Here is a 20,185-nt window from a genome sequence, read left to right on the forward strand (position 1 = left end):
GGCAATGGCGGAAACGATGGACCGCACGGCCGACCCGGGGCTGCGCCACCCCACCGACGAGGATCTGCTGTCCCAGGTGCTGCGCCCCTACCGGGCGAAGAACTGCGAATACCTGAAGTCGGCCGTGGTCGGCGTGGACACCGGCCCCGACGGCCAGCACAGGGTCGGCGCCGTCTGCACCTTCCAGATCCCCGAGTCGTGCTACATCGACGACACCGGACACTTCAACTCGGTCGAGTTCAACATCTGTTACAACCAGATGTTCTATTACCTCATCGCGAAATCCGTCCGGGAGAACGTGCTGGAACCGTTCGCGCGCTGGACGATGGACGACTTCTGGGCCCGCCAGCTCGGCGACATCCTCATCACCGACTTCCGCAGCACGTTCCGCCGGCCGATGGGCGCACGCCTGTTCCACGGCGAGATCGAGATAGCCGACGTCGCCGAGTGGGACGGCAGCGACATCCGCGACGCCCTCGTGGTGATCCGCACCAAGTGCCGCTACTGGGACGACCGGGGCGGCGACAGCCACGGCGAGGTCACCGTCGCGATCCTCAATCCGCCGCAGAGCGGTCCCTGACCAGCACGCGGGAGATGCGATGAACGACCCGGCCGACCACGTCCCCTCCGCCGCCGGACCCTGGCCGCCCGCCGGGGCCGTCCCGGTCCGCACCGACGACCTGTACGCCCTGCTCGCCGCACGCGGATACCAGTACGGCCCCGCGTTCCGTGGGCTGCGCGCGGCCTGGCGGCGGGGCGACGAGATCTTCGCCGACATCGCGCTGGACGGTGCGACCGGCGCCGCCGCCTCCTACCTTCTGCACCCCGCTCTCTTCGACGGCGCCCTGCACGGAGCGCTGCTGCCGTCCGAGGACCGGCGGGACACACTGCTGCTGCCGTTCATCTGGCGAGGGGTGCGGATACGGAACTCCGGCGCCCGCCACGTCCGTCTGCACCTGGTGCCGAGCGGCGAGGACGCGGTGTCGCTGACCCTCACCGACACCGAGGGGCGGGAGGTGGCCGCGGTCCGCTCCCTCGCGTTCCGCCCGGTCACCGCCGAGCAGCTCGACCGCGAGGGCCAGGGCGGCACCCTCCTGCGCGTCACCTGGAACACCGTGCGGGTGCCGTCCGACGAAGCGGCGACGGCAGCGCACTGGGCCTTCCTCGGCACCGACCACCTCGGCGTGACCGGCGCCCTGAAGGCAGCCGGCCGACAGCCCGGGAGCTACCCTTCGCTGCGCGACCTGGACGCCGGACTGCGCGACGGCGACACCGTCCCCGACATCGTCGTGGTCTCCTGCACCGACGAGAGCGCCGAGGCGCGTGCCGCGACACAGCGAGCGCTCGTCCTGGTGCAGGAGTGGCTCGACGACGAACGGCTGGGCGGCGCCCGCCTGGTCTTCGTCACCCGGGGCGCCGCCGCGGCACGTACCGGAGAGGACGTGCCCGATCTCGCCGGCGCCGCCGTGTGGGGCCTGGTGCGCGCCGCCCAGTCCGAACACCCGGGCAGATTCCACCTGGTGGACGTGGACGACGTCGAGTCCTTCGGCGGCGCCCTGGTGTCCGGCGTGGAGGCGGGGGAGCCCCAGCTCGCCGTCCGTGACGGCGGTCTGTCGCGCCCGCGCCTGGTCCGCTGCCCGCCCGCGACACCCGCGCGCCGCCCCGACACCGGGGGGACCGTCCTCGTCACCGGCGGCCTGGGCGCCCTGGGCGCCCTCGTGGCCCGCCACCTCGTACGCCGCCACGGTGTCCGCCGCCTCATGCTGCTCGGCCGCCGGGGCCCCGCCACCCCCGGGGCCGGTGAGCTGGCGGCGGAACTGACCGGACTCGGAGCGGACGTACGGGTCGTGGCCTGCGACGCGGCCGACCGCGCCGCCCTGGAGCGCGTCCTGGCGAGCGTCCCCGACCTGCATCCGCTCACCACCGTCGTGCACGCCGCGGGTGCCGTCGACGACGGCACCGTCGCCGAACTCACTCCGCGCAAGGTCGAACGCGTACTGCGCCCCAAGACCAACGCGGCGCTGAACCTGCACGAGCTGACCCACTGCGACCTGATCCTGTTCTCGTCGGTGTCCGGGCTGATCGGCAGCGCGGGCCAGGCCGCCTACGCCGCCGCCAACACCTTCCTGGACGCCCTCGCGCACCGCCGCCGCGCCATCGGCCTCCCCGGCGTCTCGCTCGCCTGGGGCCTGTGGGCGGACGGCATGGGCGCGGAACTGGGCACCGCCGACCTCGCCCGGATGCGCCGCAACGGACTGGCGCCCCTGTCCGCCGCCCAGGGCCTCGCCCTGCTGGACGCGGCCCTCTCCCGGACGGAGCCCGCGCTCGCCCCTGTCAGGCTGGACGACGAGGCGCTGCGCCGAGGCGCCGGGTTCCTCCCAGAGATGCTCCGGGACCTGGCCGCCCCGGCACCCGGTGGGACCCCGGCCGGGCGGCCCGCCGAGGCCGAGGCGCTGCGCGAGCGGCTCGCGGGACTGCCCGGGGCCGAACGTGACGCCGCCGTCCTGGAGTTCGTCCGCGCGGAGGTCGCCGCCGTCCTCGGCCACCGGGCACCCGACGGAGTGGACCCGGGCCTGGAGTTCCGGGAGATCGGCCTGGACTCGCTCACCAACCTGGAGCTGAACCGCCGACTGGCGACCGCGACCGGACTGCGCCTGCCGGTCACCCTGTCCTTCGACTACCCGAGCCCCGCCGAGCTGGCCGGGCACCTCGCGCGGCGGCTCGCCTGACCGGCGGCCCGCGGGGCGGGCCGCCCACCCGACGAAGGGACCGGACATGCACACAGTGATCGTCGGCGGCGGAGTGATCGGCCTCGCCACGGCATGGCGGGCGCTCGCCCGGGGACTGGCCGTCACCGTCGTGGACCCCGAGCCCGCGAGCCGGGCGTCGTACGCCTCGGCGGGCATGCTCCCGCCCGCCAACGAACAGCTCTACGACGACGAACCCCTCCGGCGGCTGTACCTGGCCTCCCGCGACCGCTATCCCTCGTTCGTCGCGGAACTGGAGGAGGTGTCCGGCCGGTCCACCGGACACCGCCGCGACGGCGTCCTGGACGTTGCCCTCGACACGGACGCCCTGGCGGACCTCGACCGCGCGCACCGCTTCCATCAGGCGCACGGAATCAGGACCGAGGTCCTCACCGCCGAGGAATGCCGCGCGTACGAACCGAGGTTCGCCCCGTCGGTGCGCGGCGGTCTCCTCGCCCCCGACGACGGGGCGATCGATCCCCGGCGGCTGACCGCGGCGCTCCTGGCCGCGATCGAGCGGCTCGGCGGCACGCTCGTCACCGACCGGGTCACCGACGTGCTGATCGAGGGCCGCGCCACCGGCGTACGGCTCGCCGGGGGCGGCACGGTGACCGGTGACCGTACCGTCCTCGCGGCCGGCTGCTGGACCCATCTGCTCGGCGGCCTGCCGCCCGGTGTCGTCCCGGAGATCCGGCCGGTCAAGGGACAGATCCTGCGTCTGCGCTCCGACGAGCCGTTCCTCAACCGCACCACCCGGGGCCTCGGCGGCGGCTCGGCGGTGTACCTGGTGCCGCGCGCCGACGGCGAACTGGTCGTGGGCGCGACCTACGAGGAGCTGGGCTACGACACCACCGTCACCGCGGGCGGCCTCGCCGAACTCCTCGACAAGGCCCGCGCGGTACTGCCCGGGGTCACCGGTCTGGCGTTCGCCGAGGTGAGCGCCGCGCTGCGGCCCGGCTCGCCGGACGACCGCCCGCTGATCGGCGCCACGTCCGTCCCGGACCTGCTGCTCGCCACCGGGCACTTCCGCATCGGGGTGCAACTGTGCGCGGTGACCGCGGACGCGCTCGCCGCGGTGCTGTCCGGCGGTGAACTCCCCGACACCGTCCGGCCGTTCTCACCCGTACGCGGGGACGGAGTCGGCGCCCACTAGCGCGCCCGCGAGCGTTCCTTCCGCGTTGCGTGTCCACGCGGGTTCCTCCTGGCGGCGCGAGCGGACGACGACCGGCCGCCGGCCCGTTCCGTCCGCCGCGCCGGTCACCAGCTGCAGCAGGACCGCGCCCTCCGGGGCGAACGTGACCGGGGTGTGCAGCACCAGTTCCTCGATCTCGTCGCAGCCGGTCGCCCCCGCCGCGTGCATCGCCAGTTCCACCAGCGCCGTACCGGGCAGCAGCACCGTGCCGAGGATCATGTGGTCGGCCAGCCACGGCTGGGCCGCCAGCGAGATGCGTCCGGTGAACAGGTGGCTCCCGTCGGGCAGTTCGGTCGCGGTCGACAGCAGCGCGTGCCCCGCGTCGTCGAGACCGAGCCCGGCCGCGCTGCCCGCCGGCGCAGGGGCCCGGAGCCAGTACCGCCGCCGCTCGAACGGATAGGTCGGCAGCTCCACCAGCCGTACGTCTCCCGCGGCGCCCCAGTTCACCCCGCTCGCCCGGGCCCGGGCGAGGGCGGCCGTGAGTGTGTGGGCCTCGGAGCGGCCCGGGCGCAGCAGCGGAAGCAGGACCGCGACGGCCGCCTCTCCCCCGGGTCCGGCCGGCACGGTCTGCGCCAGGGCGGAGAGCACCCCGCTGGGCCCGAGCTCCAGACAGGTGCTCACGCCCTCGGCCCGCAGCGTCTGCACCCCCTGCCCGAACCGGACAGCCCCGCGGACCTGCCGGACCCAGTAGTCGGGCGTCGTGATCTCGGGTCCGGCGACGGCACCGGTGAGGTTGGACACGACCGGGATCGCCGGCGGCCGGAACGTGAGTGTCTCGGCGACGCGCCGGAACTCCTCCAGCATCCCGTCCATGTGGGCGGAGTGGAAAGCGTGACTGACCGTCAGCCGCCGTGTCCTGACGCCGCGTTCCTCCCAGTGGGCGGCGACGGCCAGGACCGCGTCCTCGTCGCCGGAGACGACGGTCGCCCTCGGCCCGTTCACCGCCGCGACCGACACCCCGCCCGGCAGCGAGGCGGCCACCTCGTCCTCACCGGCCTGGATCGAGACCATCGCGCCGCCCGCGGGCGCCTCCTGCATGAGGCGGGCCCGCGCCGCGACGAGGACGCACGCGTCGGACAGCGGGAACACACCGGCGAGATGGGCCGCGCTCACCTCGCCGAGCGAGTGGCCGAGCAGATGGCCCGGTGTGACGTCCAGCGACTCCAGCAGCCGGAACAGGGCGACCTGGAGCGCGAACAGTCCCGGCTGGGTGTACTGCGTCCGGTGCAGGGCCGCCGCCTCGGGAGTGCCGGGCTCGGCGAACACCACGCTCTTGAGCGGGCGCTCCAGATGAGGGTCGATGTGTGCGCAGACCTGGTCGAACGCCTCCGCGAACGCCGGATACGTCGCGTACAGCTCGCGGCCCATGCCCGGGCGCTGGGAGCCCTGGCCGGTGAACAGGAAGGCGGGTGGCCCACCGTCCGCGGCCTCGCCGACCGCCTCGGACGGCCGGCCGTCGGCCAGGGCGCGCAGACCGGCGAGCAGTTCGTCGCGGCTCTCGCCGAACACCGTCGCACGGTGTTCGAACCCGGTGCGGCCGGCGAGGGTGTAACCGATGTCGGCCGCGTCCAGACCGGGCCGCCCGCTGATGAACCGGTGGAGCCGTGCCGCGTGGACGCGCAGCGCCTCCTCGGACCTGGCCGAGAGCGGCCACGGCAGGGGCGTCGTGCCGGTGCGCGGTGTCTGCGGGCGCACCGGAGCCTGTTCGAGGACGACGTGCGCGTTGGTGCCCGAGATGCCGAACGACGAGACCGCCGTCCGGCGCGCCCGCCCGGTCTCCGGCCACGGCGTCGCCCGGTCGAGCAGGGCCACCTTCCCCCGCGACCAGTCGACGTGCGGGGACGGGGTGCCGGCGTGCAGCGTGCGGGGGAGCAGGCCGTGCCGCATCGCCAGCACCATCTTGATGACGCCCCCCACCCCGGCGGCGGCCTGCGCGTGCCCGATGTTGGACTTCAGCGACCCCAGCCACAGCGGCCGGTCCCGGCCCTGTCCGTACGTCGCGATGAGGGCCTGGGCCTCGATCGGGTCGCCGAGCGCGGTGCCGGTGCCGTGCGCCTCGACCGCGTCCACGTCGGCGGCGTCCAGCCCGGCGGCGGCGAGCGCCCGACGGATCACCCGCTGCTGGGCCGGGCCGCTGGGCGCGGTCAGCCCGTTGCTGGCGCCGTCCTGGTTCACCGCGCTGCCGCGCAGCACCGCGAGCACGGGATGACCGTTGCGCTCGGCGTCCGACAGCCGTTCCAGCAGCAGCAGGCCGGCGCCCTCGCTCCACGCCGTGCCGTCCGCGTCGGCCGAGAAGGGCTTGCACCGGCCGTCGGGAGCCAGGCCGCGCTGCTGGCTGAACTCCACGAACATGCCGGGGGTGGCCATCACGGCGACGCCGCCCGCCAGCGCCATCGAGCACTCGCCCTGCCGCAGCGACTGGGCCGCCTGGTGCAGCGCGACGAGCGAGGACGAGCAGGCCGTGTCGATCGTCACCGCCGGCCCCTCAAGGCCCAGGGTGAAGGCGATGCGCCCGGAGACCAGGCTCGGTGAGCCACCGGTGAGCAGATAACCGCCGAGGCCCTCGGAGGAGTCCTGGAGCCGGGGCCCGTACTCCTGGGCCGTCGCGCCCACGAACACGCCGGTGCCGCTGCCGCGCAGCGTGCCCGGATCGATTCCGGCCCGCTCCAGCGTCTCCCAGGCGACCTCCAGCAGCACCCGCTGCTGCGGGTCCATCGAGGTCGCCTCCCGCGGGCTGATCCCGAAGAACGCCGCGTCGAACCCGTCGGCCCCGTCGAGGAAACCGCCGCGCCGCACATAGGTCCGGCCGGGGGTGCCCGGTTCGGGGGCGTACAGGGCGTCGAGGTCCCAGTCGCGGTCGGCGGGGAAGTCGGAGATGGCGTCCGTGCCCGTGGTCACCAGGTTCCACAGCTCGCCCGGGGAGCCGACGCCGCCGGGGTAGCGGCAGCCCATCGCCACGATCGCGACCGGGTCGCCGTCCGCCGTCGCCGCGAGGGGCCGGCTGTCGGTGCTTCTGCCAGGGCCCCGGCGCTCCGTGAGGTGGACGGCGAGCCCGGCGGGCGTGGGGTGGTCGTAGACGATGGTCGCGGGGACCGGGAGACCGGTCGCGGCGGCGAGCCGTTCGCTCAGCTCGACCGCCAGCATCGAGTCGACGCCGAGGTCCTTGAACGTCTTCTCCGCGTCGACCGCCTCCGCGCCGATGTGCCCGAGCACGGCGGCCGAGTGGGCCCGGACGAGGTCCAGCAGATCGCCCTGCCGCTCCCGGGCGGGCGACTCGGCGCGCGGCTCGGCGGGCGGCGTCGCGGGCACGGTCCGCTCCCGCGACGGCCAGTGCCGTTCCCGCTGGAAGGCGTAGGTGGGAAGGGGCACACGGCGGGGGTCGCGCGCGGCGAACACACCGGACCAGGACACCACGTGACCGCGCACATGCAGTGCGGCGACCGCTTCGAGGAGCGAGGACCGAACGGCCTCGCCATGCAGCGGCGCACGGACGACGGCCGCGGGGCCGTCACCGCCCAGCAGCGTCCGCCAGTCGTCCGCGCCGCGCACGGCCCGCGGGCTCACCTCCAGGAACGTGGGGTGCCCGGTCCGCGCCAGCGCACGGATCACGTCGTCGGTCCGCGAGGGCGAGTGGAGGCGGCGCGACCAGTAGGCCGTGTCGAGAGCGGCCGTGTCCAGGACACCGCCGGTGACGGACGAGTGGAACGCGACCGCGGACGGCCGGGGCGCGACCGGGCCGGGCGCCGCGCCCTGCGCGCGGGCCGTGACGATCCGGGCGGCGTCCTCGACGGTCAGTGCCCCGACGACATGTGCGGCGGCGACCTCCCCCTCGGCGTCGCCCACGACGGCCTCCGGACGAATCCCCAGGGACTCCCACAGCCGGGCGAGCGCGACGGCGACGGCGAACCGGACCGGCCCGGCGACGTCGTCGCGGTCCGGCCGCGGGGCCCCCGGGGCTCCGTCCAGGACGTCCGTCAGGGACCAGCCGGTACGGGTGTCGAGCGCGGCGGCACAGACGTCCACCGCCGTGCGGAACGCCGGTGACAGGGCCATCAGTTCGCGTGTCGTCCCGGTCTCCACCGGACTCCCGCCCGGGAAGACCAGCACGACGCCGCCGGGGTTCCCGGCCGTCGCCCTGAACACACCGGGGGCGTCACGGCCGGTGGCGACGGCGTCCAGGCCGTCCAGGAGCGCGTCCTCGCCGGTGCCGAGGACGGCCGCGCGGTGCTCGAAGTGCGTGCGGCCGGTGGCCAGCGACCAGCCGACGTCGCCGGGGGACCGCGGCCCGCCCACCAGCTGCGCCTTGAGCCGCGCGGCCTGCGCGCGCAGGGCCCCGGGCGTCCGGCCGGAGAGTGTCCACAGGACGGGACGGGCACCGGGTTCGGTCCGCTCGGCCCGCACGGCGCCCGCCGGTCCGTCCGGGGCGGCGCCGAGCACGACATGACAGTTCGTCCCGCCTATCCCGAACGAACTCACCCCGGCCAGCGGCGGCTCGCCGGGCCGGGGCCAGGGACCGCGCTCGCGCTGCACGCGCAGCCCCAGCCGGTCCAGGTCGATACGGGGGTGGGGAGTCTCGAAGTTGAGACTGGCGGGGATCTCCCCGTGCGTGACGCTCAGCGCCGCCTTGATCAGGCCGACGATGCCCGCGGCCCCCTCCAGGTGGCCCACGTTCGTCTTGGCCGAACCGACGTGCACCGGCGCTCTGGACGCGGCGTCACCGAGCGCGCCCGCGATGCCCGCGGCCTCCAGCGGATCACCGACCCGGGTGCCGGTGCCGTGCAGTTCGACGTACTGGAGCGCCTCGGGGGCCACGCCCGCCCGGCGGCAGGCCAGCCGGATCACCTCGGACTGCGCGGCGGGACTCGGCACGGTCAGCCCGTCGGTGGCTCCGTCGTTGTTGACGGCGCTGCCCCGGATCACCGCGTGCACGGGGTCGCCGTCGGCCAGCGCCCGCGCCAGCGGCTTGAGCAGGACAGCTCCGCCGCCCTCGCCCCGCACATAACCGTTGGCCCGCGCGTCGAAGGTGAAGCAGCGGCCGTCGGGGGACAGCCCGCCGAACCCGGCGACCGCGGCGGCGCTCTCGGGGACGAGGTTGAGGTTCACCCCGCCGGCGAGCGCGAACTCCGCCTGGCCGGTGCGCAGACTCTCGGCGGCCATATGCACGGCGACCAGCGCGGACGCCTGCGCGGAGTCCACCGTCATACTCGGACCGCGCAGCCCCAGCGTGTAGGAGACGCGGTTGGCGATGATGCCGCGCTGGACACCGGTGAGGGTGTGCCGGGTGATGTCGACGGGATCCTGGACGAGGGCGGCGAAGTCGCTCGACATCGCGCCGACGAACACCGCCGTGCGGCTCTCCCGCAGCTTCGCCGGTACGATCCCGGCGTCCTCCAGCGCCTCCCAGGCCAGCTCCAGCATGAGCCGCTGCTGGGGGTCGGTCGTCGTGGCCTCGCGCGGTGAGATCCCGAAGAAGCCGGCGTCGAACCCGTCGATGTCGTCGAGGAAACCGCCGTGGCGCAGACCGGGCCGGTCCAGCCCCGGGGCGGCCGGGTCCCAGCGGCCGTCCGGGACCTCGGTGATCGCGCTCGCGCCGTCCCGCAGCAGTGTCCAGAACGCGGCCGGGGAAGGCGCCCCGGGGAGCCGGCACGCCATGCCGACGATCGCGATCGGCTCGCCCTCCTCGACGGTCATGACGCCGCGGGGCCCGTGCCGTGCGCGCGCAGCACCGACTCCAGCCGGTCCAGGGTCGTGGCGGGATCGGAGCTCAGGTAGAAGTGGCCGCCCTCGAAGACCTCCAGATCGAACGGCCCGGTGGTGTGCTCCCGCCACGACAGCGCCTCGTCCATCGTCACCTGCGGGTCCCGGTCGCCGGTGAACACGGTGACCGGGCAGCCGAGCGGGGGACCGGGCGTGTACGCGTAGGTCTCGACGGCGCGGTAGTCGGCGCGCAGGGCGGGGAGGAACATCCGCAGCAACTCCTCGTCGTCCAGGAGGGAGTTGTCGGTGCCGTTCAGCAGTTTCAGTTCGGCGATCACGCCCTCGTCGGAGCGCAGATGGACCGACTCCTCCCGGCGGCGCGAGGGTGCCCGCCGTCCCGACACCACCAGCGCGGCGGGTGAGACACCGTCCTCGCGCTCCATCCGCCGGGCCACCTCGAACGCGACGACCGCTCCCATGCTGTGTCCGAACAGGACGGGCCGCCCGGTGAGCACGGGCCGCAGCGCCGCGAAACTCAGGTCCGCCAGGGTCGCGATGTCGGTGAGAGGCTTCTCGGAACGCCGCTCCTGGCGCCCCGGATACTGGACGGCGAGCACATCCACCCGCGGATGCAGTGTCCGGGCCACGGGGAAATAGAAGCTCGCCGCGCCACCGGCGTGCGGAAAACACACCAGCCGGGCTCCGGCGTCCGGGGCCGGCCGGAAGCGCCGGACCCATGCGTTGCTGTCGACGAGCGAGTGCGTCATGGCGTTCATCTCTCCTGCGGGCTGCAGAGCGGGCATTCGATCATGATGCCGTCACCGGCAATTCAACCCAACCCCTAACCTCCCCTAAGAAAGCCGGGAGTTCTTGAACCGGCGCCGAAGGCTGGGAGACCTTGAGGCTGTCCGGATCTTTTCCTGGCCGCTTTCGGCCTCGGTAACCGGCGAGGAGAAACTGTATGACCATGGTCGCGGGGGAATCGGCGGATGTGAAGGGCACGGAGGACGTTCCGGGCCCGGCCGCCGGGGCGGACGAAGGGCCGCCCGACATGCGCTCGGGCGTCGCCGAACTGCTGCAGGCCCGGGCGGAGGCCGAGCGGGGCCCTTCGCCGGGCGCGACCGGGCAGCAGCACGCCCGCGGCAAACTGACGGTCCGTGAACGGCTGGACCTGCTCTTCGACCCGGGCACCTTCCGCGAGATCGAGCAGCTGCGCAGACACCGCGCCACCGGGTTCGGCCTGCAGGACCGGCGCCCGTCGACCGACGGCGTGGTCACCGGCTGGGGCAAGGTGACGGGCCGGACCGTGTTCGTCTACGCCCATGACTTCCGCATCTTCGGCGGCTCCCTCGGCGAGGCGCACGCGGAGAAGATCCACAAGGTGATGGACCTGGCCGAGGCGGCCGGCGCACCCCTGGTCAGCCTGAACGACGGTGCCGGGGCACGCATCCAGGAAGGCGTCACCGCGCTCGCCGGCTACGGCGGGATCTTCCGCCGGATCGTTCGCGCGTCGGGAGTGATACCGCAGATCAGCGTGATCCTCGGGCCGTGCGCCGGAGGCGCCACCTACGCCCCGGCGCTCACCGACTTCGTGTTCATGGTCCGCGACACCTCGCAGATGTACATCACCGGCCCGGACGTCGTGAGAGCGGTCACGGGCGAGGACGTCACCCACGAGCAGCTCGGCGGCGCGCAGGTGCACGGCTCGGTCTCCGGAGCCGCCACCCATGTCTGCGACAGCGAGAGGGAATGCCTCGAAGAGGTCCGGTACCTGCTTTCCCTGCTGCCGTCCAACAACCGCGAACTGCCGCCGGTCGCTCTCGCGGACGACCCGCCGGAACGGCGTTCCGAAGCGCTGCTCGACATCGTTCCACCGGACCCGAAAAGGTCGTACGACATGCGTGCCGTGATCGAGGAGATCGTCGATCACGGTGAATTCTTCGAGACGCATTCCCGCTGGGCCACGAACATCATCTGCGCATTCGCGCGCTTCGAGGGGCATGTCGTCGGAATCGTCGGAAACCAGCCCGCGGCCATGGCCGGAGTACTCGACATCCACGCCTCGGAAAAAGCGGCGCGATTCGTGCAGACCTGCGACGCGTTCAACATTCCGCTGGTGACACTGGTCGACGTACCCGGCTTCCTCCCGGGCACGGACCAGGAACACGACGGCATCATCCGGCACGGCGCGAAACTGCTCTACGCGTACTGCAACGCGACGGTGCCGCGCGTCCAGGTGATCCTGCGCAAGGCGTACGGCGGCGCCTACATCGTGATGGACTCACGATCCATCGGCGCCGACCTGTCGTTCGCCTGGCCGACCAACGAGATCGCCGTGATGGGCGCCGAGGGCGCGGCGAACGTGGTGTTCCGGCGTGAGATCGCCGCCGCCCCCGACCCCGAGGCGGTCCGGGCCCAGCGCATCAAGGAGTACCGGCAGGAGCTCATGCACCCCTACTACGCGGCGCAGCGCGGGCTCGTCGACGACGTGATCGACCCCGCCGAGACCCGCGCGGTGCTGGTGGACGCGCTGGCGATGCTGCGCTCCAAGGACGCGCGGCTCCCCTCCCGCAAACACGGCAACCTCCCGATGTGACGGCGGAGAAGACCATGGACACTCCCGAGATCCCGCTGCTGACCTTCGTACGCGGAACGCCCACCGACGAGGAGGTGGCGGCCGTGCTCGCCGTGGTGCACGGACGCGCCGACCGCGCCGCTCCCGACGAGCCGGCCCGCACAGCCGGGAGCCCGCGCTGGGCGCAGACCCGGGCCTACCGGACACCCCGGGCCTGGACCTCACGCTGACCTGCGCCAAACGTCCGGACGGCGGGCGGCGGACGTTCAACTTCCCGCCATCGCCCGGCTGTGGCGGGTGAGGAACGTACGGGCTGCCGACCGGTCCCCGTCCGGTCCTGTCCTACGGAGTGTCCATGACTGCGGCAGAACCCCAGAATCCCCTGCACAGACGCGCGCTGCTGCGCGTCGCGGCAGCCCTTCCCGTGGCCGGCGCGGCTGTCGCCGCCTTCGATGCGTCCGCGCAGGCCGCCGCCGGCTCGGCTTCCGCCGACGCCCAGGCCTCGGCCTCCGCCGGGCACGGCGCCCGCTTCGACCCGCAGAGCCCGCGGTTCGTCCTGGCCGTCCTGCCCGACACGCAGTACCTCTTCGACGCCGACAGCACCGACCCCGCCCCGCTGCGGGAGGCCTTCCGCCACCTGGTCGCCGAGCGGGGCGAGGCGAACATCGCCTTCATGACGCACCTCGGCGATGTCACGGAGCACGGCACCGAGGACGAGATCGAACGCGCCGCCGACACCTTCAGGACCATCCACGGCAAGGTGCCCTACAGCGTCCTGGCGGGCAACCACGACATCGCCTCCGGGGACGACCAGCGGGGCGACTCCGCGTACCTCGCCGCCTTCGGGCCCGCCCGCTACCAGTCCATGCCGACCTACCGCGGCGCCTCGCCGGACGGCTACAACACGTACCACGTGCTGAAGGCCGCGGACCGGTCCTGGCTGGTCCTCGCCCTCGACTGGCGGATCTCGGACAAGGGCCTGGCCTGGGCGCAGGGCGTCCTCGACGCGCACCCCACGCTGCCCGCCGTCCTCACCACCCATGACATCGCCTGGTCCGAGGACGACGGCAAGGCGCAGCTGTCGGACAACGGCAAGCGCCTGTGGGACGGCCTCATCCGCGCGAACGACCAGATCTTCCTGGCGCTGGGCGGCCACTACTGGCCGCCGGGCCGCACGGTCCTGCGCAACGACTCCGACAACGATGTCCACGTCCACATCACCAACTACCAGGACCGCTACTACGGCGGCGCCGGCATGATCCGTACGTACGGCTTCGACCTGGTCCGCGGTGTCATCGACGTCGAGACCTTCTCGCCGTGGCTCCTGGCCAGGGACCCCGGGAAGCGGTCGCCGCTGGAGGCCGAGACCATCGAACTGACCGGTGACGCCGACCGGTTCAGCCTGGACATCGACTTCGACGAGCGGTTCGAGGGCTTCGCCCCCGTCGTGGTGCCTAAGCCGCGGCCCGCCTCCGCGGTGATGCCGCGCGGCACGGTCGCGTACTGGCGCTTCGACGCCGCCGGGACCTCGGCGGGCGGCACCGCGGGCAAGCCCGTCGCGGACGGCGCCCTCGTACGCGACCTCACCGGCAATGGGAACGACCTGGCCGTCAGCCGGCTGGCTTCGACCGGGTCCGACGCGCTCACCTGGTCGGCCGACCACCACCCCGGCCAGCCCGCGCACGCCAGTCTCCGCTTCGACGGCGGCAAGAGCCCGGACCGCGGCGCCATCCTGACGACCGCCGCCCGAGCCGCCCTGAACAGCGAGAAGTTCCTCCGCGGCTACACCATCGAGACCTTCATCAGGCTGCCCGAGCCCTTCGAGGGCGACCACTCCTGGATGGGCATCCTCAGCTGGGAGGGCCGCAACGGGGACGCGGGCAAGACCACGGGCTGGTCGCCGCTGGAACCCACCTGCAGCCTCAACCTGTCACCCGAGCGGTTCCTCCAGTTCGTGGTCTATCCGCAGCGCCAGGACGCCGACCCCACGTCGTGGAGCCACGCGGTGCCCGTGGGCCGCTGGATGCACATCGCCCTCGTCAACGACGGCCGCAGTACGGTGATGTACGTGGACGGCTCGAAGATCGCCCGCAATCCATCGCAGCCGTCCACCGGCATCGCCACCCTCGGCAAGCCGTTCGTGCTCGGAGCCACCCAGTTCGACGAGAGCTTCGGGCAGGGCTTCTACGGCTGGATGGGCGACACCCGCATCGTGAACCGGGCCTTGTCCGTCCACGAGTTCCTCACGCCGTACGCGTAACCAGCGGTCGCACTTCACGAGTTGAACGCCTCGGTCTTGAGGAGCGGCTTCTGCGAGGCGAGTGCCCGGGTGAACCGCGAGTGACAGGGCGGTCGCGGTGAGGTGGTCAAAGGTCCAAGGTCACCTTCGGGTACGACGAAGGTCACAATTACATATCGGACACTTCGCACTTCAATCTTCACGCGAGACACACAAGTTGGCTAAGTTGACGGCTGGGCCGTACGACTCCCTCCGGTGAACCTCGCCGGGTCGCGCGGTCTCCGCCGAATCCGACCGGCCCTCGTGGCGGCCGGAGCCGGAGGTCCAGTCGACTTCCAGGGTGAATCGGCCCAACTGTCCAGCGGACAGAGGCCGTAGGGCATGCGTTTCGGAACCGCCCGCCCGAACCCGACGGTCGACCCGGCAGGCGGTGCACGGAAGGAGTCGTCTCCCATCGCGCCGGAACGAACGCAGCGCCCCGGAGGCACCGGCCTCCCCGGCATGTCCCGCTCCGCCCTCGTGAAGGCGGCCCCCGCATCCGTGGACCAGTTCACCCCTGCGGGCATTCCCGCCCAGCGGAGCGACGAACCCAGTCGCGAGGAAGTGCAGCAGCGGATCACCAACCTCTACGACCGGGTCGAGAACGCCACAGGCAACTTCAACGCGACCCGTGCGATGAGCACCGCGACGCGCGACACCGTCAAGCCGGCGTCCGGGGACAGGGGCGGCCGGGGCGGAGCCGCCGATGCCGCCGCCCCGCTGCCGGACGTCGCGAAGCAGTGGTTCGACGTGGGCCGCTCGCAGCTGGGCCCCGTCTTCCCGGCGGTGCTGCCGCCCGACAGGATGCCGGACCGGGGTTCCGCCGCGTCCCGGCCCGCCGATTCGGGCGGCCGTCCGAGCGGCGGCGGCCGTGAGGGGCGCGGCGGGCGCGAGGGTTCCGACCGGCCCGTCCTGGAGCTGACCGCCGGCCCGAGCGCCGGCCCCGGTGCCGCAGGCCCCGTCGCGGAACTGACCGCGAGGCCCGTCGCCGAGCTGACCGCCGGCCCCGGCACGGCGCTGCCGGCCGTACCGGCGCAGCGCCAGGCGGCCGAGAATGCCTTGCCCGGACCGTCCGGCGGACCGTCGCAGGAAACGCTGCGGACTTCGAAACGGCGGAACCAGCGGAAGCTCGGACAGGCCCGTGACCTGCTGGCCGGACATACGGCCCGGCGCAGCGCACCCGTCGCGGAACTGCAGCCCTTCCAGGCGATCGAGGGCGCCTGGGGCCCTGCCGCCCAGACGCAGAACTATCGCGCGCCCGCGACCGGCCTGGACGCGTGGCAGCAGCCGGCCGTCGGTACGGACATGCGCGCCGGCACGGACATGTACGCCGGAACGGCTACCTACGCCGGCATACCCGGCATACCCGCCGCGGGAGCGGGTGCCGTCGCCGACCAGAGCATCGGCAACGGCGTGTACCTCGGGGTCGACCAGTACGCCGGTGCCCCGTACACCGGTGCCCAGCAGACCGACACAAGCATGTACGTCGACGCGAGCACGCCCATCGCCACGGGAGTCGCCCTCGACATGCAGAATGCGGCCAACCCCGCATACGGAGCGCCCGCCCCCGCCTATGCGACGCCCGCCTATGGCACGCCCACCTATGCCGCGCCCGACCCCGGGTACGGCGGACAGGGCGCCAGGGCCGTCGACTTCGCACGCGCTCAGATCGGCAAGCCGTGCGTATGGGGCGCGATGGGACCGGGCTCGTACGACTGCTCCAGTCTCACGCAGGCCGCCTGGAAGGTCGCCGGAGTCGTGCTCCCGCGTTCCGTCCAGGACCAGGCGACCGCCGGCACGATGGTCCCCGTCGCGGACATCCGACCCGGTGACCTGGTTCTCTTCAGCGGACAGGTCGGACACGTCGGCATCGCCACGGGCAACGGCATGATGATCCACGCACCGAGCCCGGGCGTCGCCATCCGCGAAGAGTCGATCTACTGGGCCGGCGAGGCGGCGATCCACAGTGTGATCCGCCCTGCCTGAGGGGCCGTTGCGGGCCCATCCAAGGTCAGGAGCCAGGAGCCAGCAGTCAGCGTGATTGTGGCGTCTCCGCCGGCTTCGTGAGTGCCTTGGTGAAGCAGACGCTGAACGGATTGCGGTCGTACGGGGCGTACGGCCGCACCTCCTGCCAGCCCTCCCGCGCATAGAGTGCCCGGGCCTCCGGCTGGAGCGCGCCCGTCTGCAGCCACAGCCGGTCGACGCCGAGACTCAGCGCGGTCGACTCCACCGCCGCGAGGGCCGCTCGCGCCAGACCCCGGCCGCGGTGGTCGCCGTGCACGAACACCCGCTTCACCTCGTGCCGGTCGGGCAGCCTGCGCAGCGAGGCGGTGGCCACGGGCACGTCGTCGGCGTAGGCGACCCAGGTGACGACGATCTCCTCGGCGGCGGGCTGCGGCGCACGTACGCGCCGGTGCTCGACCGGCGCGTAGCGCGGGGCCAGTTCGGCGGACATCTGCTCCCGCAGCCGGGCCGGGGCCGGGGCGTCCCACTCCTCGGTCACCCAGCGGACCACCGGTGCCCGCCGGGCGGCCCGAGTCTCTTCCCCGGTCTCCTTGCGGGCTTCTTCCCTGACTTCTCCCTTGATCATGCGCACATGCTCACACCGGCGGAGGAGGCGTGTCGTCGGCTCGGGCCCCCTGTTCGCAGAACGGAAACACCGCGTTCGCAATGACGCCCGGCAGCCTTCTAGAGCGCCGTCCGCCCACTGCCCCGGAAGGCCGGGTGCAGGCCGAGGCGCCGGACGTACCGATCCAGGTGGGGGTACGCGGACCGGGCGCCGTCATTCGTGTCCGGGTGGGTGAGCGCCACCCAGAGATCCACGTCCGCGGCCGTGATCGCACCCCCCAATACATAGGGGCTGGAGGCCAGTTGATGATCGAGCAGGGTCAGTGTCGCCGCCCGGGCAGGGGGCTGGGAGGTCGGTGTGACGTCCCGGGCGAGGAGTTCACGCAGCGCGTCGATCTCGGCGGCGAGGGCCGGTGGACGCAGCGCGGGCGGGCCGGACGCCTCCTCGTCCCGGAGTCCGGCAAGGTCGGCGAGGTCGCGCAGGATGTCGGGCGTGTGGTTGCTGACGACGCGTCCGCTCCACCGGTCGCACAGCGCGGGCGCGGTGAGCGGGCCGTCGTAGTGGTGCCAGGTCGCCTCGTAGGCCCGGCGCAGCGAGGCGAAGGCATCGGGCGTCTCGGCGGGGCGGGTCAGCACGGTGGTGGCAGTCGAGTCCTCAAGTCCCAGCAGGGCGAGGGTGATCGAGACGCGCAGCGAACGCTGACAGCCTTCGGACAGATACAGCTGATAGCGGTGCGGCGCCGGGTAGAAGCCGCCGGCCAGGCCGACACCTATGCGGCCGCGGAAGCGGTGCGGACGTGCGGTCGCGCTCGGTGCGACCGTGCCGCAGGCGGGCGTGCCGGTGACGGCCGTACGTGCGGCCGTCGCGAAGGTACCTGTGCTCGAACCGCGGGAAACTGTCTCGGGCATGGCTCTCCAGAGGGAATCGCGGAAGCCCTGGCCGCCTTGTGGGCACCAGTGGCGAAACGGAGTGACTGCGCTGTGTCGTGCACGTCCGGCGGGTCCACGGGCCGACGGTCCGGATCGGGCGGACCGCAGGGACCGGGTGAACCGGCAGCGAACTAGTAAGCGCTGGAGACGCGCAACAGATCGATGTGCAGTCGCCTCGTCAAGCCGTTCCTGGGCAATTCCCACCCGTCCCGGTCGGGGCTCGCACGAGGCGAGACCACGCTTGTCCCGCCGCACCGGCGGAACCCGGTCGTCACCCGGGGCACCCCGTCGCGGTGGAAGGGTTGCCTGTCAGCGGGCCGGGGCCGATGACCGCACGGACGGAGGAGGACCTCGTCCGACGGGCGCTGACAATCGTGACCGTCCCCGCAAGTGTCGGCGCGCTGAGTGAGGTCGTCAAGACGCCGAGACGACGTCTCAACAGGTGGGCAGTGTCCCGTGCGGGTCGGTGGGGGCCGGCCGCGCAGTTCCCCGCGCCCCTTGAAGGCGGGGCTTCGCCCTCGCCCCCCAGGGGCGCGGGGAACTGCGCGCTCAGCCCTCACCGACCCGCACCCGACAACGCACCGTTCGCCCAGGGAACCGCCGAGATCAATTTCGGACTGCCGGAAGAAAAGGAACAGCCGTACTGTTGTGAGCGTCGACGAGCAGACGAGCCGCAGGACGGAGGTGACGCACGTGCGACCGCGCCCCGTACCCCGCCTCCGTGTCCCCAAGCTCACTCCGCGCCGCCGCGTCCGCCTGTACTCGCGGCAGCACATCGACCTGCTGCGTGTCGCCGGCGCGCTCTGTCGTCCCTGACCCGTACCTCCGCGGCCCCGCCCTCCTCCGGTGAGGGCCGGCTTCCTCCACGGTCGATCAGGAAGGCACCCCCGTCGTGTCGTCAGTACCTCCTTCTGCCCTGCCCACTTCCCCCGCCCTGCCCTCTACCCCCGCCCTGCGTCTCGCCGTAGCGCTCGACGGAGCCGGCTGGCACCCCGCCGCGTGGCGCGACCCGGTGGCCCGCCCCCGGGACCTGCTCACCGCCGGTTACTGGACGGACCTCGTCACCGAGGCCGAACGGGGTCTGCTCGACTTCGTGACCATCGAGGACGCCCTCGGCCTCCAGTCCTCGCACTTCACCGAGCCCGACGGACGGACCGACCAGGTCCGCGGCCGGCTCGACGCCGTCCTCATCGCCGCCCGGGTCGCGCCGCTGACCAGCCACATAGGACTGCTGCCTACCGTGGTGGCCACGCACACGGAGCCGTTCCACATATCGAAGGCCATCGCCACGCTGGACTATGTGAGCACCGGCCGTGCAGGCGTACGGATCCAGGTGTCGGCCCGCTGCAACGAGGCCGCGCACTTCGGCCGCCGTACGGTCCCGTCGTTCCGTATCGAGGACCTGGAGAGCCCCGCCGTACAGGAGTTGACGGTCGACCTCTTCGACGAGGCGGCCGACTACGTCGAAGCGGTCCGGCGGCTGTGGGACAGCTGGGAGGACGACGCGGAGATCCGGGATGTTGCCACCGGCCGCTTCGTCGACCAGGAGAAGCTGCACTACATCGACTTCGAGGGCGCGCACTTCAGCGTCAAGGGGCCCTCGATCACGCCTCGGCCCCCGCAGGGGCAGCCGCCCGTCGGAGCGCTCGCCCACGAGACCGTGACCGGTGCGCCGTTCCGGCTGCTGGGCCGCTCCGCAGACCTCGGGTTCGTCACTCCGCACGACGCCGGGCAGGCCGGCGCGATCGTCGCCGCGGTGCGCGCCGAACAGGACGCGGCCGGGCGGGCGGGGGAGCCCCTGCACCTCTTCGGCGACCTGGTCGTGTTCCTGGACGACGACCCCGCCGAGGCCGTGGCCCGCAAGGAGCGGCTCGACGCCCTCGCGGGCTATCCGTACACGAGCGACGCCCGGATCTTCACCGGCACTCCGTCCCAACTGGCGGACCTGCTCCAGGAGTTGAGCGAGGTCGGGCTGACCGGCTTCCGGCTGCGCCCCGCCGTCGTCGGCCACGACCTCCCGGCGATCACCCGGGGCCTGGTCCCCGAACTCCAGCGCCGCGGCGTGTTCCGGCACGTGTACGAGGCCGACACCCTGCGCGGACTGCTCGGACTCGAACGCCCGGCCAACCGTTACGCAGCCGCCTCCGGGGCCATCGCCCCCGAGGCCGCAGCCGACGCCGTCACCACCGCCTGAGCCG

General features: G+C 73.0%; 13 protein-coding genes and 1 riboswitch. Of the genes, 9 read left to right on the forward strand and 4 right to left on the reverse strand.

What is annotated here, in order from left to right:
* The first annotated feature begins 4 nt into the window (after nt 1-4).
* The 3 genes from ACH4DZ_RS29270 to thiO are packed head-to-tail and all read left to right on the forward strand — an operon-like array spanning nt 5 to nt 3,900.
* A complete protein-coding gene (locus tag ACH4DZ_RS29270; protein WP_398290386.1) occupies nt 5-580 on the forward strand; it encodes an FcoT family thioesterase in 576 nt (191 codons plus the stop codon).
* Between the two features lie 19 nt (nt 581-599).
* On the forward strand, nt 600-2,729 hold the full coding sequence (locus tag ACH4DZ_RS29275; protein WP_398290387.1) for a type I polyketide synthase: 2,130 nt from the start codon (nt 600-602) through the stop codon (nt 2,727-2,729).
* A gap of 46 nt (nt 2,730-2,775) precedes the next feature.
* Complete coding sequence (gene thiO / locus ACH4DZ_RS29280; protein ID WP_398290388.1) at nt 2,776-3,900, forward strand: glycine oxidase ThiO; 1,125 nt, start codon at nt 2,776-2,778, stop codon at nt 3,898-3,900.
* Here the strand turns inward: thiO and ACH4DZ_RS29285 are convergent.
* Both ACH4DZ_RS29285 and ACH4DZ_RS29290 read right to left on the reverse strand, forming a co-directional pair.
* On the reverse strand, nt 3,865-9,630 hold the full coding sequence (locus tag ACH4DZ_RS29285) for a type I polyketide synthase (protein WP_398290389.1): 5,766 nt from the start codon (nt 9,628-9,630) through the stop codon (nt 3,865-3,867). The genes thiO and ACH4DZ_RS29285 overlap by 36 nt on opposite strands.
* Nucleotides 9,627-10,403, reverse strand: a complete 777-nt coding sequence (locus ACH4DZ_RS29290) for a thioesterase II family protein (protein ID WP_398290652.1) — start codon at nt 10,401-10,403, stop codon at nt 9,627-9,629. The genes ACH4DZ_RS29285 and ACH4DZ_RS29290 overlap by 4 nt, the downstream gene beginning before the upstream one ends.
* Before the next feature lie 194 nt (nt 10,404-10,597).
* Here ACH4DZ_RS29290 and ACH4DZ_RS29295 point away from each other — a divergent pair, with 194 nt between their 5' ends.
* The 4 genes from ACH4DZ_RS29295 to ACH4DZ_RS29310 all read left to right on the forward strand — a co-directional run bounded on the left by ACH4DZ_RS29295 (nt 10,598) and on the right by ACH4DZ_RS29310 (nt 16,475).
* The gene (locus ACH4DZ_RS29295; protein ID WP_398290390.1) at nt 10,598-12,232 is read left to right on the forward strand and encodes an acyl-CoA carboxylase subunit beta; all 1,635 of its coding nucleotides are present in this window, start codon (nt 10,598-10,600) and stop codon (nt 12,230-12,232) included.
* A gap of 14 nt (nt 12,233-12,246) precedes the next feature.
* Nucleotides 12,247-12,441, forward strand: coding sequence for an acyl-CoA carboxylase subunit epsilon (locus tag ACH4DZ_RS29300; protein ID WP_398290391.1), 195 nt, complete (start codon nt 12,247-12,249; stop codon nt 12,439-12,441).
* Between the two features lie 125 nt (nt 12,442-12,566).
* A complete protein-coding gene (locus tag ACH4DZ_RS29305) occupies nt 12,567-14,471 on the forward strand; it encodes a LamG-like jellyroll fold domain-containing protein (protein ID WP_398290392.1) in 1,905 nt (634 codons plus the stop codon).
* Between the two features lie 480 nt (nt 14,472-14,951).
* Complete coding sequence (locus tag ACH4DZ_RS29310; RefSeq protein WP_398290393.1) at nt 14,952-16,475, forward strand: C40 family peptidase; 1,524 nt, start codon at nt 14,952-14,954, stop codon at nt 16,473-16,475.
* A gap of 46 nt (nt 16,476-16,521) precedes the next feature.
* Here the strand turns inward: ACH4DZ_RS29310 and ACH4DZ_RS29315 are convergent, their stop codons facing one another.
* The gene (locus tag ACH4DZ_RS29315; protein ID WP_398290394.1) at nt 16,522-17,079 is read right to left on the reverse strand and encodes a GNAT family N-acetyltransferase; all 558 of its coding nucleotides are present in this window, start codon (nt 17,077-17,079) and stop codon (nt 16,522-16,524) included.
* A 98-nt stretch (nt 17,080-17,177) separates the two neighbouring features.
* Complete coding sequence (locus ACH4DZ_RS29320) at nt 17,178-17,966, reverse strand: glutathione S-transferase family protein (protein ID WP_398290395.1); 789 nt, start codon at nt 17,964-17,966, stop codon at nt 17,178-17,180.
* Between the two features lie 253 nt (nt 17,967-18,219).
* Nucleotides 18,220-18,367, reverse strand: a riboswitch (SAM riboswitch).
* Nucleotides 18,368-18,635: 268 nt separating this feature from the next.
* Between ACH4DZ_RS29320 and ACH4DZ_RS29325 the strand changes: the two genes are divergently transcribed.
* Together ACH4DZ_RS29325 and ACH4DZ_RS29330 are read left to right on the forward strand one after the other, a co-directional pair.
* Complete coding sequence (locus ACH4DZ_RS29325; RefSeq protein WP_398290396.1) at nt 18,636-18,803, forward strand: putative leader peptide; 168 nt, start codon at nt 18,636-18,638, stop codon at nt 18,801-18,803.
* Nucleotides 18,804-18,879: 76 nt separating this feature from the next.
* Nucleotides 18,880-20,181 carry an LLM class flavin-dependent oxidoreductase gene (locus ACH4DZ_RS29330; RefSeq protein ID WP_398290397.1) on the forward strand — a complete coding sequence of 434 codons (1,302 nt, stop codon included), beginning with the start codon at nt 18,880-18,882 and terminating at the stop codon, nt 20,179-20,181.
* Nucleotides 20,182-20,185 lie beyond the last annotated feature (4 nt).

The organism is Streptomyces sp. NPDC017991 (genome assembly GCF_044328075.1).
GTDB lineage: Bacteria > Actinomycetota > Actinomycetes > Streptomycetales > Streptomycetaceae > Streptomyces.